Source organism: uncultured Photobacterium sp., from assembly GCF_947502415.1.
Lineage (GTDB): Bacteria > Pseudomonadota > Gammaproteobacteria > Enterobacterales > Vibrionaceae > Photobacterium.
In genome coordinates this window covers 77,932-94,628 of the sequence record NZ_CANMZV010000002.1, presented here as the reverse complement: position 1 = coordinate 94,628, position 16,697 = coordinate 77,932, and the positions used below count along the sequence as shown (strand labels likewise).

13 protein-coding genes are annotated in these 16,697 nt (G+C 47.2%); 6 read left to right on the top strand and 7 right to left on the bottom strand.

Annotated elements, in window-relative coordinates:
• Positions 1-454 precede the first annotated feature (454 nt).
• Complete coding sequence (locus tag Q0852_RS02880) at positions 455-2,071, top strand: sensor domain-containing diguanylate cyclase (protein ID WP_299013585.1); 1,617 nt, start codon at positions 455-457, stop codon at positions 2,069-2,071.
• Here Q0852_RS02880 and Q0852_RS02875 read toward each other — a convergent pair.
• The 5 genes from Q0852_RS02875 to Q0852_RS02855 form a co-directional block, all read right to left on the bottom strand.
• Positions 2,068-4,053: a DNA topoisomerase III gene (locus tag Q0852_RS02875; RefSeq protein WP_299013583.1), complete on the bottom strand. Its 1,986-nt coding sequence runs from the start codon at positions 4,051-4,053 to the stop codon at positions 2,068-2,070. The two genes, Q0852_RS02880 and Q0852_RS02875, sit on opposite strands and share 4 nt — an antisense overlap.
• Before the next feature lie 225 nt (positions 4,054-4,278).
• On the bottom strand, positions 4,279-5,373 hold the full coding sequence (gene mnmH / locus Q0852_RS02870; RefSeq protein WP_299013581.1) for a tRNA 2-selenouridine(34) synthase MnmH: 1,095 nt from the start codon (positions 5,371-5,373) through the stop codon (positions 4,279-4,281).
• A complete protein-coding gene (gene selD, locus Q0852_RS02865; RefSeq protein WP_299013579.1) occupies positions 5,373-6,410 on the bottom strand; it encodes a selenide, water dikinase SelD in 1,038 nt (345 codons plus the stop codon). The genes mnmH and selD overlap by 1 nt, the downstream gene beginning before the upstream one ends.
• Before the next feature lie 135 nt (positions 6,411-6,545).
• The gene (locus Q0852_RS02860) at positions 6,546-7,094 is read right to left on the bottom strand and encodes an NAD(P)H nitroreductase (RefSeq protein WP_299013577.1); all 549 of its coding nucleotides are present in this window, start codon (positions 7,092-7,094) and stop codon (positions 6,546-6,548) included.
• Between the two features lie 78 nt (positions 7,095-7,172).
• Positions 7,173-9,185 (bottom strand): NADPH-dependent 2,4-dienoyl-CoA reductase, encoded by a 2,013-nt coding sequence (locus Q0852_RS02855; RefSeq protein WP_299013575.1) that lies wholly within the window; start codon positions 9,183-9,185, stop codon positions 7,173-7,175.
• Positions 9,186-9,446: 261 nt separating this feature from the next.
• Here Q0852_RS02855 and sppA point away from each other — a divergent pair, with 261 nt between their 5' ends.
• The 3 genes from sppA to Q0852_RS02840 all read left to right on the top strand — a co-directional run bounded on the left by sppA (position 9,447) and on the right by Q0852_RS02840 (position 13,229).
• Complete coding sequence (sppA, locus tag Q0852_RS02850) at positions 9,447-11,300, top strand: signal peptide peptidase SppA (RefSeq protein WP_299013573.1); 1,854 nt, start codon at positions 9,447-9,449, stop codon at positions 11,298-11,300.
• 83 nt (positions 11,301-11,383) lie between these two features.
• Entirely contained in the window at positions 11,384-12,394 is a 1,011-nt protein-coding gene (gene ansA, locus Q0852_RS02845; protein WP_299013571.1) for an asparaginase, read from the top strand.
• A gap of 151 nt (positions 12,395-12,545) precedes the next feature.
• Positions 12,546-13,229, top strand: a complete 684-nt coding sequence (locus Q0852_RS02840) for a glutathione S-transferase family protein (RefSeq protein WP_299013569.1) — start codon at positions 12,546-12,548, stop codon at positions 13,227-13,229.
• A 65-nt stretch (positions 13,230-13,294) separates the two neighbouring features.
• Here Q0852_RS02840 and Q0852_RS02835 read toward each other — a convergent pair whose 3' ends face one another.
• A complete protein-coding gene (locus Q0852_RS02835; RefSeq protein WP_299013567.1) occupies positions 13,295-13,588 on the bottom strand; it encodes a DUF1315 family protein in 294 nt (97 codons plus the stop codon).
• A gap of 253 nt (positions 13,589-13,841) precedes the next feature.
• Between Q0852_RS02835 and Q0852_RS02830 the strand changes: the two genes are divergently transcribed.
• On the top strand, positions 13,842-14,663 hold the full coding sequence (locus tag Q0852_RS02830; protein WP_299013565.1) for a DUF2989 domain-containing protein: 822 nt from the start codon (positions 13,842-13,844) through the stop codon (positions 14,661-14,663).
• A 66-nt stretch (positions 14,664-14,729) separates the two neighbouring features.
• Here the strand turns inward: Q0852_RS02830 and msrB are convergent, their stop codons facing one another.
• On the bottom strand, positions 14,730-15,146 hold the full coding sequence (msrB, locus tag Q0852_RS02825) for a peptide-methionine (R)-S-oxide reductase MsrB (protein ID WP_299013563.1): 417 nt from the start codon (positions 15,144-15,146) through the stop codon (positions 14,730-14,732).
• A 349-nt stretch (positions 15,147-15,495) separates the two neighbouring features.
• Here msrB and gap point away from each other — a divergent pair, with 349 nt between their 5' ends.
• Positions 15,496-16,491, top strand: coding sequence for a type I glyceraldehyde-3-phosphate dehydrogenase (gene gap, locus Q0852_RS02820; RefSeq protein ID WP_299013562.1), 996 nt, complete (start codon positions 15,496-15,498; stop codon positions 16,489-16,491).
• The last annotated feature ends 206 nt before the right edge of the window (positions 16,492-16,697 follow it).

Here is a 16,697-nt window from a genome sequence, read left to right as displayed (position 1 = left end):
TGCACCGCCCAGTCTCCAGCATGGGGAGTTCCATTTTAAAACTAACTGCAGCCGCAAGCACTTGATTAACTGTAACTATACTGAAGTTCATATCAAATTGGGCGGGCCAAACGCACTGATAGATACCCAAACCTCGGCCGAGGGAATGATGCTGGTCATCAACGGGCTAAAGAAAGAAAACTCAGGAGCCTTTCTTGATTATCAAGGGCAGTCTATTGCCTGGTAATAACAATTCATGATGGGTTAGCGGTTTAAACGGCCGATAATCCATCTATTCTATTAGCTTCACTTACGCCGCTCCGATAACCGCCAACAAAGTTGTGTTTTCACTCGCAAACTCATAAGGATACAATCATTTTCATATCATACTGTGGCTTCTAATCAGACATTTTCCTCTGCAATCGATAAAAATACACGCATCAACAAGTAGTTAAATTAATTTGGACAGCTGACGTTGGCGGAATATGAAAAATTAAACGGGTTTTACCAGCATGTATTAAACCAATGGGGAAAAACTCACGGACTGCGTACAACTTGCGAGTTGGCTTGCAGGCACTTGTCCGAAAGCTTTGCAGTCAGCCAGATTCAGCTAATCGTTGCCTATAAGGCACGGTGGAGTATTTTATTAGATATGGATGAAACGGGTATTCATTATCAGTTTCCACCACGAGATATCCCGGGAAATAACCGAGTCCCTTTTTTCCAGATCACTAAAACCATTCGCAACCAAGCATCTTATTTTAGCCCGCTTAAAAACGGCCACCGCTTATGGCTCCCTCTCGAACGACGCTCCAACATCATCGGCTGTCTTATCATCGATGTTCCAAAGCAGCAGCCCAAACATAATGACTTCATGTTTCTGGCAACATTGCTCGCTTCCGAGCTAGATGCAGGTCTGCTAAGCGAGAGTATCCAGCATGAGCACCATGGTCGCCGCACTGCCGAACGTGAACTGCAAATATCTCAGCATGAACAGCAGGCTCTGCAGGAGCAGCTCCAAGCGCTGCATGATATCTCCTTCAAGCTATGGCGGGCACATTCCATTGACGATATGTTGTTTATCGCTGTCGATGAAGCTAAAAAAAAATTACATATCGATCGGATGGCTATTTTTTTACTCAAAGGGAATGACCGGATGCAAGGGACTTACGGCACCGACCTCTATGGCAATACAATTAGCGAACAATATTTTGAATCAGAAATTCCTGATGATTACTGGTACACCGCGAATAAGCTGGTGCAAAAAGAATATCTTTCTGTTAATGAAAATACCCCGCTCTATCATGACTTCAAGCAGGTGGGGTTTGGCTGGAACGCCTATGTATCACTGTGGGATGAAGACACACCTGTCGGCTGGATAGCCTGTGACAACCTATTGACAGGTATGCCGTTTCTTAACTATCACCGCCAGCTGCTCAAACAATTTGGCTTTATCGTTTCCCAACATCTGGTTCGCCGTCAGGCCGAAGAAAATCTGCTAAAACTGAACAAAGAGCTTGAACAAAGAGTGCTGGATCGGACAGCAGAACTGGAACGAGTAAACGGTCAGTTAGAAAAAATATCCCGGCTTGACCCCCTGACATCGGTTTCTAACCGCAGAGTCTTTGATCAACGATTCCAGGAAGAATGGCAACATGCAGAGCGCCACCAGCAGCCACTATCACTTCTGATTATCGATGTTGATCATTTCAAGTCTTACAATGACACTTATGGTCATGCCGCTGGAGATCGGTGCCTGAAAATGCTCGCCAGCACACTGGAAACACTAGAACGACGTTCCGGCTCTCTCTTTGCCCGTTACGGCGGCGAAGAGTTTGTCCTGTTGCTGCCAAACCAGGATAAATATACTGCCAGTTATGCTGCCAAACGAGCGTTACATGCCATACAGATGCTGGAAATCCCAAGGATAAACGGGGCTGAAAGTGCGCCGACATGCGTGTCTATCAGTATCGGCGTAAATACCATTGTTCCATTAGGTCAATGCTCACCAGATCAATTCTTCAAAGAGACAGACAAAGCACTTTATCTGGCAAAAAATAACGGCAGAAACCAATTTTGCGTCAGTCACTAACTGCTTTTCTTCCTTGAAGCACGTTTAGCCCCGGTTCCACAGGTCGCTTTTGCTCCGGACTTAGCTGTCGTCTTGCGGGAACGACGCTTCTTCCCCCCCTTAAACGGCTCTGGCGACTTTAGCTCACGCAGGCTTGGTGGAACCTCGCTCTGCCTGACGTTATCCATCATCTGCTGGACCTGAGTCTGTAAAGCATCCATAAAAGGCTGATAAGCACATTTCTTATCGGCCATATCTTGCAGCTGGTGCTCCCAGTGTGCCGTCATATCCGGGTATGTCGCCTCATCCGGTAACGCATAAACTAGTCCCCGTCCCGCTTCAGAGGCATGAATACTTTTTCCCTGTCGCACCAATAACTGCCGTTTGAACAAAGTATCTAGGATCCCGGCCCGGGTAGCCTCTGTTCCCAACCCATCAGTTTCACGCAGGATTTTCTTCAATGAAGCATCAGATACAAAACGGGCTATCCCCGTCATTGCCTGTAGCAAAGTCGCTTCAGTAAACGCCTTGGGCGGTTCGGTCATCTTGTCTTTGATTTCCCCGTCATGGCATGTCATCACAGTGCCTTTTTCCAACGGTGGAACCTTATCGGCCAAATCCTGCTCATTCGCTGAATCATCCCGCCCCAGCAGCTGCCGCCAGCCAGCCGACATCAGCTGTCGTCCTTTGGCTATAAACACCCCACCAGCAATCAAAAAGACCAGTTTCGCCTCGCTATAAACAGCCGCCGGATAAAATTGCATCAAATACTGACGGGCGATTAACTGATAGATTTTATTCTCACTGCTACTCAACGCATTACTGTTAACAGCCTTAGGGGTCGGAATGATTGCGTGGTGAGCATCGACTTTCTTATCATTCCACGCCTTGGATTTTAGTGACACATCAGCACCACTCACCGCCGCTCCCAGCTCGCCAGCATTATTGGCAATGGCCTGACACACATCATTCGCCTGTTTAAAATGATCCATCGGCAAATAACGACTGTCAGAACGAGGGTAAGTGATCACTTTGTGCTTTTCATACAACGACTGGCAGTTTGCCAGTACATCAGCCGCACTCATGCCGTAACGTTTTGCCGCATCTATCTGTAGCGCTGAAAGCGAATAAGGCAAAGGCGCGGCCTGACGGGTTTCCTTGCGTTCTGATTCGGTCACTTCAGCCGGCTGCCCTTTAATCCGGCTCACAACGTTTTCACACAGTTTCCGGTTAAGGATGCGACCATCTTCATCCATCCACGGATGGCAAGCCTCGCTCGGCTTCCAGCGGGCACGGATCACCATGTCCTGGTAAGGTATCAGGGCAAATAGCTCGTAAAATGGTTTCGGTACGAAATTCGCAATTTCATCATCACGGCGAGTCACCAGTCCCAACACCGGCGTCTGCACCCTTCCAACAGAGAGTACTCCCCGGTAGCCCCCTTTCTGTCCCAGCAAAGTGTAGGCACGAGTCATATTCATGCCATAGAGCCAATCGGCCCGCGAGCGAGCCAGCGCCGATACCGATAACGGAATAAACTCCCGGTTACTGCGCATTTTAGCCAAGGCACGCTTTACTGCCGCTGGGTTCAAATCAGAAATAAGTAACCGTTGCATGCTGGCTTTTTTACTTTTGGCTAGCTTTATATGGTCAATCACTTCATCGACCAGCAACTGCCCTTCCCGATCCGGGTCACCGGCATGAACAACTTCCGTTGCCTGCTTCGCCAGTTTTCTCACCACCGACAACTGCTGCCTGGCTGATTTCCGTGGTGCCAACTGCCATTGCTGAGGAATAATTGGCAAATCCGCCATATTCCATTTTTTGTACTTATCATCATAAGCATCTGGCTCGATCTGTTCGAGCAAATGCCCGATACACCAGGTCACGATGTCGCCATTACCCACTTCAATATAACCATTATGATTTTTATGGGGACGTGGCATCACAGCGGCGATCGCTCGGCCTAAGCTTGGTTTCTCAGCAATATATAGACAGGTCATGGAAGTTGTTCACTCATTCTTTTGAGCAAAACTATAAGGAAAAAGGAAGGTTAGGACAAGAAAATACTGGATATAAATACAGTGAATAAACGTACTCAAAGCGATATAGCAGACGAGGTACGAGGAATAGACCGGAAGGAATATGAAAAACAAAGCAAGAGAAACGAGATAAGAAGACAACTGCTTCTGAACTCGTTCCTCTATCTAACTTTTCAGAAGTCGATTCTAGCGAGTATTTTCCTTCAGCCAGGCTTTGACTTCATCATATTCACCTCGGAACACGACCCGATCGGCTTTTTTGCTTAACTGATAGGTATACATTGGATCGTAATACTGCTCCAGCAACGGCTTCAGCCAATCCACATGGCCATCCAGTGAACCATTGCTCTGCATCAGCTTAATCGCATTCTGCTGAACCTGAAGCAGTTCTCCATAGCGTTCTAAACCCAGACGCTTGCGAATACCAAACATGCCACGCGCCAGATATTCAGCAAAGTTAAGCCAACCCTGCTCTTCCCCATCTCGTGCAACAAAATCACGTTGCATTCGCACCACGTAATCATCCATCAGACGACCAAGGCGAATATCCAGCGGATCATCAACAATCGCAATCGGCGCAAGTTGCATTGCAGCATTGATCGGCAATGGCACACTCGCTGAACCAATGATCCGTCCCTCATCCTCATAAACAAAATGACGATGGCCATGATCCTGCTTTTTCAGCATTTCAATCGCCAACACATTCTCAAAGTCAATCTGAGTACGCTGCTCTGTTACATAACGGCCAAAAGATGAACCTCGGTGATTGGCTGCACCCTCAAGATCAATACCGTTTTCCAGCTCGTTTACCATGATGGTTTTACCGCAACCGGTATTACCACCAATCAGTGTCATCGGCTGCTCGGCAACCTGCTCGATAGTATCGATCAGGAAGCGGCGCAATGCCTTATAACCACCAACAACCTTCGGATAATCAATGCCTGCTTCTTTCAGCCACTGCTGAGTAATAGCCGAGCGCAAACCACCACGAAAACAATACAGATAACCATTAGGATTAGCTTCGCAAAATGCCTTCCACTGAGCAACACGTTCAGCTTTGATATCGCCGTTAACTAACTCGTGACCCAAAGCGATCGCGGCTTCCTGCCCTTCTTGCTTAAAACAGGTACCGACAGCTTCACGTTCCGCATCCAGCATTAAAGGACGGTTTACCGATGTCGGAAAAGCGCCTTGAGCAAACTCAACCGGAGCTCGCATATCCATAAGCGGCGTATCATTGACAAATAACTGTCGGAAATCTTCACAATTTGGGCGTGACATTAGCAAATCTCAATCAGGGTATTATCGCCATTCGCAGGCATCAGCTCACCAATTGCATTCAGCTCAATGCCATGGCGTTCAGCCACAGCCTGTACTTCATGCTCCGCATCCGGTGTTACTGCCAGCAACAGACCGCCTGATGTCTGCGGATCGCAAAGCAGGGATTTCTGCAGCTCACTCATCTCACCAAGACGGTGACCATAGCTTTCGAAGTTACGACCTGTACCGCCAGGAACACAACCTTGTTCGATATAGTCAAACACACCTGGCAGATGCGGAACCTGATCAAACCAGACATTTGCTTTTAGCTCACTACCTTCGCAAATTTCGTTCAAGTGACCCATCAAACCAAAACCAGTCACATCTGTCATCGCCTTCACACCAGCGATATCGGCAAAATCAGCACCAGGCTTATTCAGTTTGCACATCCAGTCACGCGCCAAACCTTTATGTTCATCGGCCAGCTTTGATTTTTTCTCAGCTGTTGTCAAAACACCGATGCCAAGCGGTTTAGTCAAATACAGTTTACAGCCTGCTTCCGCATTATTGTTTCGCTTAACACGATCGGTATCGACAATCCCGGTTACCGCCAAACCAAAAATAGGCTCAGGCGCATCAATTGAGTGCCCACCAGCCAAAGAAATACCTGCTTCGCGGCATACTGAGCGACCGCCTTCAATAACCTGCTGAGCGATTTCCGGTGGAAGGACATTGACTGGCCAACCCAAGATCGCAATCGCCATAATTGGCTTACCACCCATGGCATAAACATCACTGATCGCATTTGTTGCAGCAATACGGCCAAAATCGAACGGGTCGTCGACGATTGGCATAAAGAAGTCAGTCGTACTAATAACAGAGCTACCGTTACCTAAATCATAAACAGCAGCATCGTCTTTACTTTCGTTACCCACCAGCAGGTTTGGATCTGCAAATGGGGCAAGTTGAGTTCGGAGAATAGTATCAAGAACTTGGGGAGAAATTTTACAGCCACATCCTGCACCGTGGCTATATTGGGTTAGGCGAACATTTTCCATGACACGCTCCGGAGTAATGACAAGAGCGGGGAATTCTACTCCTGCGGCTATACCCTGTCACCATTCTGGATCAAAAAGGAGCTACTGAATGCCTTCAGCAGCTCCTAACCTGTGCATATTCAAACCAATTCGAGTCTAGAGATACTCGACAAACTGGTTTAAATCACGCTCCTGCACCCTTGCCTCACGGCAGCCCGATGTACCGATATACAAAAAACCGGCAATTAAGTCATCGCCCTGCACGCCGAGGGCTTCGCGCACAACCGGGTGATACGCCCACTTTCCAGTACGCCAGTACCCGGAAAATCCCTGAGCAACGGCAGCCATCTGCATCGCCTGCACAGCGCAACCAGCAGATAAGTGCTGCTCGATCACCGGCACCTTTTCATGCGCGGTAACTTTCGCAACCACAGTAATCACCATCGGAGCCCGAAACGGTGCCCTTCCCGCTTTCTCTATCGCTAATTCATCTGCACCGTCAGCCTTGGCTGCTTCAACCAGAATACCAGCCAGCTTCTGCAGTCCTTCTCCCTGAGAGACAATAAAACGCCATGGCGTCAACGCCGCATGATCAGGGGCTCGAAGTCCGGCACGGAAAATATTATCGAGTACTTCCCCCTGCGGTGCGGGTTCCATTAGTTTCGGTAACGAGCGGCGATTCAACAATAACGAGAGTGCTTCCATAACAACCCCATGATGAAAATGATTATTGTTCTTACAGTATCATAAAACGCCGCTAGTAAAACCATTGGATTTATAAGGTTACATCTTTGCAACCAGCTCAACCCCCTGACGGATCACCCGTTTTGCATCTACCTCTCCGGCTACATCAGCGCCGCCGATAACATGCACCTTAACATTCAATGCACGTAGCTTGCCTGCAAGCTCTTCAACCGATGTCTGGCCTGCACACAGAACAATATTATCGACATCAAGCAAGCGCGGCTGGCCTTCAACCGTAATATGCAGCCCCTTGTCATCAATCTTGTCGTAGCCGACACCGCTAAGCATCTCTACACCACGTTTTTCCAGTACCTTACGATGGATCCATCCCGTCGTTCGTCCCGGACCTTTACCCATCTTGCCAGGCCGACGCTGCATCAGCCATACCTGACGCTGACTGACATACTCCTCAAACGGATATAAACCGCCCGCATGCTCGATTGTTTTGTCGACCCCCCAATCCTTAAGCCAGCTGTCCAAGTCCTGGTTTTCCGGCTCTGTCAGCATGGTAGAAACATCAACTCCGATCCCCCCAGCCCCAATAACAGCAACCTTTTGGCCAAGTTGAACTTTATCGCGGATTAAAGTTTGATAATCGATAACCTTTTTATGATCTACTCCCGGAATAGGCGGTTTACGAGGCTGAACGCCAGTAGCAACAATTACTTCATCGTAACCTTTCAGCTCATCAACCTGCACGGCATGCCCCAACTTAACATTCACCTTGGTCTGCTCCAGACGACGAGTAAAGTAGCGAATAGTCTCTTTGAACTCTTCCTTGCCCGGGATCTGCATTGCCAAATTGAACTGACCGCCGACATAATCATTTTTTTCAAACAAATCGACGTCAAAACCACGATCAGCGGCTGCAACAGCACTTGCCATTCCAGCTGGCCCGGCGCCTACAATAGCAATACGCCGTTTAGTCGCAGTAGGAGTCAGCACCAGCTCAGTCTCATAACAAGCTTGAGGGTTTACCAGGCAGCTGGCTCGCTTACCGACAAACACATGGTCCAGGCAAGCTTGATTACAACCGATACAAGTGTTGATATCGTCAGCTCGATTTTGCTCCGCCTTAAGGACAAAATCAGGATCAGCCAAGAAAGGTCGCGCCATCGAAACCATATCTGCCTGCTCAGATGACAGAATATCTTCTGCGACCTGAGGAGTATTTATCCGATTACAGGTTACCAGCGGAATATTCACTTCATTTTTTAGCTTTTCAGTCACCCAGGTAAATGCTGCGCGTGGAACCTGGGTCGCAATTGTCGGTACTCGTGCCTCATGCCACCCAATCCCTGTATTAAGGATGGTAACACCGGCCGCTTCCAACTCTTTTGCCAACTGAACCACTTCCTCGTGGGTACTGCCTTGTTCGACCAAATCCAGCATCGATAGACGGAAAATAATAATAAAGTCCCGCCCCACCCGTGCACGCACGGCTTTAACCAGTTCAATCGGAAAACGAATACGGTTCTCATAGCTGCCTCCCCATTCGTCATAACGATGGTTTGAACGCTTACAAATAAACTGGTTGATCAGATAGCCCTCTGATCCCATCAGCTCCACACCATCATATCCGGCCTCTCGAGCCAGCTCAGAACTGCGGGCAAAAGCCTCGATTGTCTTATTGATCTGGCGCGGGCTCATCTTACTCGGGGTAAATTTCGAAATCGGAGCGCGAATTGCAGACGCACTCACGGCAAAAGGATGCATTGCATAACGTCCGGCATGCAGCAACTGCAATGCAATCTTACCGCCTTCATCATGCACGGCATCAGTGATCACCCGGTGGGTCCTTGCAGCTCGGGCGGAGCTGAACTCAGCACTGAACGGATGTAGGCGACCTCGAAAATTCGGCGAAAAGCCTCCAGTGACAATCAGGCCAACACCTCCACGGGCTCGGGCTGCATAAAAAGCTGAAAGTTTCTTGAAACCGTCGCGAGACTCTTCAAGACCAGTGTGCATAGATCCCATTAACACACGGTTACGTAACTGAGTGAAACCAAGATCTAGGGGCGCTAACAGATGAGGGTAAGATTTATCGTCCATGGCTTCCAATCTTTTGTCGTTATGGTCTGACCAGTATACAAATCAACCAAACTTTTTTCAAACACTTGTTTACATACCTGCAACAAGATTTTCCGTGTCAGTTCATGAAAATACTGAACCAGAATGATATTTCCTTTCGGCAACACGGAACTGCCGCAATACTTAAAACAAGGGAAAAGCCCTACAAACGGATTATTACTGTAATTCCTTGTTTACTAAGTTAGGATAGAAGTAATACCGTTCGCATCATCAGGAATGTTAATGAAAGTGATACTCAAAGGAATTGGAAAACTATTCCGAGCTATCTGGAAACTAATCAGTTTCACTCGACAACTGATTATTAATCTGTTTTTTTTATTCTTCATCGGCCTTATTTTCTTGGCCCTCAGCAAAAGCGGAGATGAGCCTAGCCTGCCAGAAGAAGCTGCGCTGGTACTGGATCTCTCCGGTCCGATTGTTGAGCAACGCACGTACATCAATCCAATCGATCAGCTGGCAAGTAATGCTCTTGGCCAACCTCCAGTCCAGGAAAATGTCCTGTTCGATATTGTCGATACCATTCGTGCTGCATCAACAGATAACCGTATTACCGGCCTGGTTCTTAACCTGAAAGGGATGGCGGAAACCAACCTGACCAAATTACGTTATATTGCTAAGGCTGTAGAAGAGTTTAAGCAAGCTGGCAAGCCGGTTTATGCTTTAGGCGATAACTACAAGCAAAGCCAATACTACCTGTCGAGCTATGCAGATAAAGTCTTCATGTCTCCTGACGGCGGTGTTTTACTAACTGGTTATGGCAGCTACACCTTGTACTACAAAAACCTGTTGGACAAACTGGACATTAACACCCATGTTTTCCGTGTCGGTACCTACAAGTCGTTTGTCGAACCGTACACCCGCAACGACATGTCGGATGAAGCCCGCGAGGCCAATACAGCATGGCTGAATCAGCTTTGGGGTGCCTATACCTCTGATGTAGCCAAAAATCGCCATATCGAAACTCATTCACTGACTCCAAATCTCCAGACCTTTGTCGAGCAGCTCAAATCTGTTAATGGTGATTTCGCCAAACTAAGCGAGAAAATGGGACTGGTTGACGAACTGATCACTCGCCCGGCCCTGCGCCAGAAACTCATTGAAGAGTTCGGCAGCGACGGTGAAAACAGCTTCAGCCAAATCAGCTACTACGATTACCAGCCAACGGTATTCAGTACCGATCTGCCGAGCCCAAATCAGGTGGCCGTTGTAATTGCCAGTGGTGCAATTGTTGACGGCGCCCAACGTCAGGGCACTATCGGCGGCGATTCAACTGCGGCTCTTCTACGTGAAGCACGCCTTGATGATGCAGTAAAAGCCGTCATCTTGCGTGTCGACAGCCCCGGCGGCAGTGCCTTTGCCTCAGAAGTGATCCGTAACGAAGTTGACGCCCTGAAATTAGCCGGTAAACCTGTCGTGGTATCCATGTCTAGCCTGGCAGCATCCGGCGGTTACTGGATTTCATCAAGTGCAGATCGGATCCTGGCCCAGCCAACAACCATCACCGGCTCCATCGGTATCTTTGCCATCCTGACCACTTTCGAGAAAGGATTGGAAAACATGGGGATCTATAACGACGGTGTTGGTACTACACCATTTTCCGGTGTCGGCGTAACGCGCAAACTACCTGATGGCGTAGCCGAGGTATTTCAGCTTGGTATTGAACATGGATACCAGCGCTTTATCGGCCTGGTTAGCCAGTACCGCAATATGTCACTGGAACAGGCCGATAAAATTGCCCAAGGGCGAGTCTGGACAGGCCAGGATGCCCTGGATCTGGGCCTTGTTGATCAACTTGGTGACTTTGATGATGCCATTGCTGTCGCCGTTGAGCTGGCCAAACTGGAAAGCTATGAATTACGCTGGATGGAAGAGCCGCTGAGCCCGGCAGAAATACTGCTACAGGAATTTGCCTCTGAAGCTCGCAGCCAGCTGGTTGCAATGGTCTTTGGTGAGTTACCAGCAGCAATTCAGCCGGTTACGCAACAAGTTGTAACAGACCTGACGACACTCAGTAACTTTAACGATCCAAAAGGCCAATATGCCTTCTGCTTAAACTGCAGCAATATTGAAAAGTGAGATCAGCCCGGCACATGCCGGGCTTTTTTTACTGCGCGTTCGCCGTATAATGCGGCCACCGAATCGAATGTCTGTACCAGATTATGGAAAGAAAACACATTTACATTGCTTACACCGGCGGCACCATTGGGATGCAGAAGTCTGACCATGGCTACGTGCCTGTTTCGGGCTTTATGCAAAAGCAGCTGGAAAGCATGCCAGAATTCCAACGTCCTGAGATGCCGGAATTTACCATCCATGAGTACGCTCCTCTTATCGACTCATCGGATATGACGCCAGCGGATTGGCAGCGCATCGCAGACGATATCAAAGAAAACTACGACAAGTATGACGGTTTTGTCATTCTACATGGTACGGACACCATGGCTTATACCGCTTCTGCATTGTCGTTTATGTTTGAAAACCTGGATAAGCCAATTATCGTCACAGGCTCTCAAATTCCTCTGGCAGAACTGCGTTCTGACGGCCAGAGCAATTTGTTGAACTCACTACACATTGCGGCTAACTACCCGATCAATGAAGTGACCGTATTCTTCAACAACCAACTGATCCGTGGCAACCGTAGTACAAAAGCCCACGCAGATGGCTTTGGCGCATTCATATCACCAAACCTGCCAGCACTGCTCGAAGCCGGTATCAACATTCAACTAAACAATGTTGAGCTCGACAAAAAGCCGGAAGGTGAATTCAAGGTACACAACATTACGCCCCAACCAATTGGCGTAATTACCATGTACCCGGGTATTTCGCCAGAAGTGATCCGCAACACACTGCGCCAGCCAGTAAACGCAATGATCCTGCTGACCTTCGGTGTTGGTAACGCACCTCAGAACCCTGAATTACTTGCCCAGCTAAAAGAAGCAACAGACCGCGGGGTTATTGTCATGAACCTGACTCAATGTCTGTCAGGTAAAGTCAATATGGGTGGCTATGCTACTGGCTGTGCCCTTGCTGATGCTGGAGTCCTGAGCGGCTACGATATGACACCAGAAGCAACACTGGCCAAATTACACTTCCTGCTAAGCCAGGATCTGCCGATCGAAGCAGTCCGCAGCATGATGCAACAGAATCTGCGCGGCGAGCTAACACACTAAAAGCGATAGCAAGCCCATCAATTTAAGAAGCGAGAGCCAGCAATCGTTCTCGCTTCTTCTTTATTTATCTCGGCTACACTTTATACAAATTAATCAAATTCTTCTGTTGGCTCTTAGAGATACAACAGATCGACTAGCCCGAGACTACGTTATGGTTTTACACGGTGCCGCTATTTCTCCATTTGTCAGGAAAATTATGCTCGCGCTCTCTTATAAAGGGATTGCCTACGACCTACAGCCACTTAGCCCCTACCTTGAAAAGGAACTCGCCCAAAAACGCCACCCAATGGGTAAAATACCGGTGCTGGAACATGATGGCAGCAACATCATCGACTCAACCGTTATTGCACACTACCTCGATGATATCTGCCCAGTTCCTCCACTCTATCCTGGCTCAGCATCTTCCCGAGCCCAAGTACGCTGGTTGGAAGAATATGCCGATACCCGACTGACCTCTCTTATTGGCGGCGTGCTGTTCTATCAAAAAATCATGCGGGGTAAAATGCTAAATAAGGAAGTCGATCAAGATGCAATCCAGCAATGTCTGGAACACCATTTACCACAGGTATTGCAATATATTGAGGAACAAATACCAGAACAAGGGTACGTAGCAGAACATTTCTCAATGGCCGAAATTAGCCTCTGGAGCATTTTCCGCAGTGGTTGGATGGCCGGGCTCAGGCTAACTAACTACCCTAAACTGCATGACTATTTGGCAAATATCGAAAAAGAGCCCTGGATTGCAAACATGATCAGCCGAGAAGATCATGAACTTAGCGGCTTTTACTGTGAGCCCATGATTTTCGATAATCATCATGGCAATCATGCCAGATAACTCGGCTCGCCTACTGAAAAAACGAGCCTCAGATGCTTGTTATATTCTGTTGCACCCGAAACTGGCTAAATCTGGTTACGATCGAAACGGGCAATATCATTGTGCGATGGCTCATCTACCCCAAAGTCGCGCTTTAACTCCGCCTTGGACTTAAATTTCAGCTCCCCTCCCACGGCAACCGACATATGCTCAGCATCCGTATTATGCCGGGACTGATACAACATCACAGCCTGCATCGCCGAATCGCGTTGCCCCTGAGATAACGGTGTTCCATCAGGCCACTTACCTGTTTCAACCGCTGTTGCGATCCGCTGATACACTTCTGGGGTCATTGCATTCAATAAGTGTTCTAGTTCCATTTTCTGGCTTCCTATCTTATCCTTTGTTTCATCTTGAATCTTTTTTAATAAAAACACTATGCCAATAGCCCTAACAGTTTCCTATCTCACAGCCCAATCGAAAGTTTTTTTTGTTCTTTCGCTCACAATGCTTAAAAAACATCTCAAATGGACGTTTTAAACGAGATATAGGTTAAAATAACCTTGTTCGAAAAGTATCTACATTACAGATAATCTTGAAACCAGCCCAAGTTGCCAACTACACACTATGATCATGGCCAGACCAACTTTGATACGCTTCAAAATCTTACTTCCGGCGATCTGCCTGACGTTACTCAACGGCTGTTACGAACAACACAGCTCAACAGAGAGCCTATGTGAAAGCTACCCACAAATTTGCGCCGAAACCAACCTCAATGACGGGCAATGCCGCCTCCAGCGAACCAAACTTATTTGGCAACGATATGATGTTCTTAAAAATCCTGCCGATATAGAGAAGTATAAAGAACTCAAATTTACTTACGAATACCAAAAGTGCCTTGACTACGCAGCGCGAATTGAGCCAACTAACCTGAAAGAACGCAAAAACAACCGAGCGAAAGCTTTGATTGCAAGCTACAGATCAATCGATCGGCTGAATAAAGAACTGGCGCATTCGACAGATCCGGAAATCATCTACTATCGCTTAACCCAAGGCGATAAAAGCGCGTTACGACAATTTTTACAACTTGAAGGCAAACCGGCTCTGGAAACTCCCGAGCTACAGCTGGCGCTAGCTACCTTCTATACCGATAAAGACAAAGAAAAAACCATTCAGCTACTTAAGCACGCCCTGGAACTATATGAAAAGGGGCAGGGCATCAAACCAGAAATAATTCAATCATTAGCAACTTTATCTCATCAAACGAAGTCTATCGACAGCGCTTACCTTTGGGCTCGTGTCGGAAGCGAGTTCGGCATACCTGTAGCCAGTCAGGAAAAGCTGGTTACCTACTATCCGATGCCGGAAGAAAAACGTTCCCTGCTCAATGATAAAGCCGAGAAAATTTCCAAAGCGATCCAAAAAGGAAACTTCAAAGCCCGGATGGCCAAGTAACCATATCAAGCATATAAGATCGCACTCCAATCAAAAGTGAAGAAGGGCCACAAAGGCCCTTCTCTCTTATTCACTTTTTTCTCCAGATGACTCTCTCCTCCCAGACTCAAAGATAAGTGAAACGGAATTAACACAGTAACGTTCACCTGTCGTCTTCGGCCCATCAGGAAAAACATGGCCAAGATGGCTATCGCAACGAGCACAGCGTATCTCAATCCTCTGCATACCATGGCTGTTATCATCAAGGTAACGAATTGCATCTGAATAGATCGGCGCATCAAAGCTTGGCCACCCGCAGCCCGAGTCATATTTGTTCTCAGATTTGAACAATGGCTCCTTACAGCAAGTGCAATGGTAAACCCCGGTGTCCCTGTTATGCAGGAGCGTCCCGGTAAACGGTGGCTCGGTTCCCCGCTCCCGGCAAATATGATACTGCTCTGACGTTAAAGCCTCACGCCAATAAGAATCTGATTTATCTGACATTACTGATCCTATTATTATAAATTTCCTTTTCAGGCCGAGAATTAATGTTGCCAATTTACCGTACTGTGGCACATACTTTCTGCTCGAAAGGTTTTTACATCAATCCGACTCATTTAAGCATAATTTAATTAAGCTGAGAGTGGATATTAAAAGTTAACAACAGCAACGATGGATATTCATACAAGTTCTGTTTAAATTTGCATCGTTGTAGTAGGAATGTAAAAAAAATCCGAACTTTTTTTTGACCTCACGCAATTTAAGTTCGTTTTTGACTTGCAGCGTCACGTTAGATTCTGTAATTTTACTACCAGTTATCTTTCATTAGAAATTAAGTTGTGGAGCAACTGTAATGACTATCAAAGTAGGTATTAACGGTTTTGGCCGTATTGGACGTTTTGTTTTCCGTGCTTCTGTAGAGCGTAACGACATCGAAGTTGTTGGTATCAACGACCTAATCGACGTTGAATACATGGCTTACATGCTGAAGTACGACTCAACTCACGGTCGTTTCAACGGTACTGTAGAAGTTAAAGACGGTAACCTAATCGTTAACGGTAAAACAGTTCGCGTAACTGCAGAACGCAACCCAGCTGACCTTAAGTGGGACGAAATCGGTGTTGACGTTGTTGCAGAAGCAACAGGTATCTTCCTGACTGACGAAACTGCTCGTCAGCACATCACTGCTGGTGCGAAGAAAGTAGTTCTAACTGGTCCTTCTAAAGACGCTACTCCAATGATCGTAATGGGTGTTAACCAAGACACTTACGCGGGTCAGGATATCGTTTCTAACGCGTCTTGTACTACTAACTGCCTAGCGCCAATCGCTAAAGTTCTTAACGACAAGTTCGGTATCGAATCTGGTCTTATGACTACAGTTCACGCTACTACAGCTACTCAGAAGACTGTTGACGGTCCTTCTGCTAAAGACTGGCGTGGCGGTCGTGGTGCTTCTCAGAACATCATCCCATCTTCAACTGGTGCAGCTAAAGCTGTAGGCGTTGTTCTTCCAGAACTAAACGGCAAACTAACTGGTATGGCTTTCCGCGTACCAACTGCTAACGTTTCTGTTGTTGACCTAACAGTTAACCTGAAGACTGGTGCATCTTACGAAGCTATCTGTGCAGCAATGAAAGAAGCTTCTGAAGGCGAGCTGAAAGGTGTTCTAGGTTACACTGAAGACGCAGTAGTTTCTCAGGACTTCATCGGTGAAGTACAGACTTCTGTATTCGATGCTAAAGCTGGTATCGCTCTAACTGATAACTTCGTTAAAGTTGTATCTTGGTACGACAACGAAATCGGTTATTCAAACAAAGTTCTAGATCTAATCGCTCACATCTCTAAGTAATGTAAGCTTTTAGCTAGAATTCAAAAGGCGGCGCTACGGTGTCGCCTTTTTTATATCTAGCATTTTCAACACGATTCTTTTCGCTTCACCCTCTTGATTACCAAAGCAACAAAATGCCTCTCTTACACCCAGAGAGCAGCAGTATCCCCCATATCAAAGACATTCTTGGGGTGGAAAACACTCAACTAAAATCACAAATTTAACAA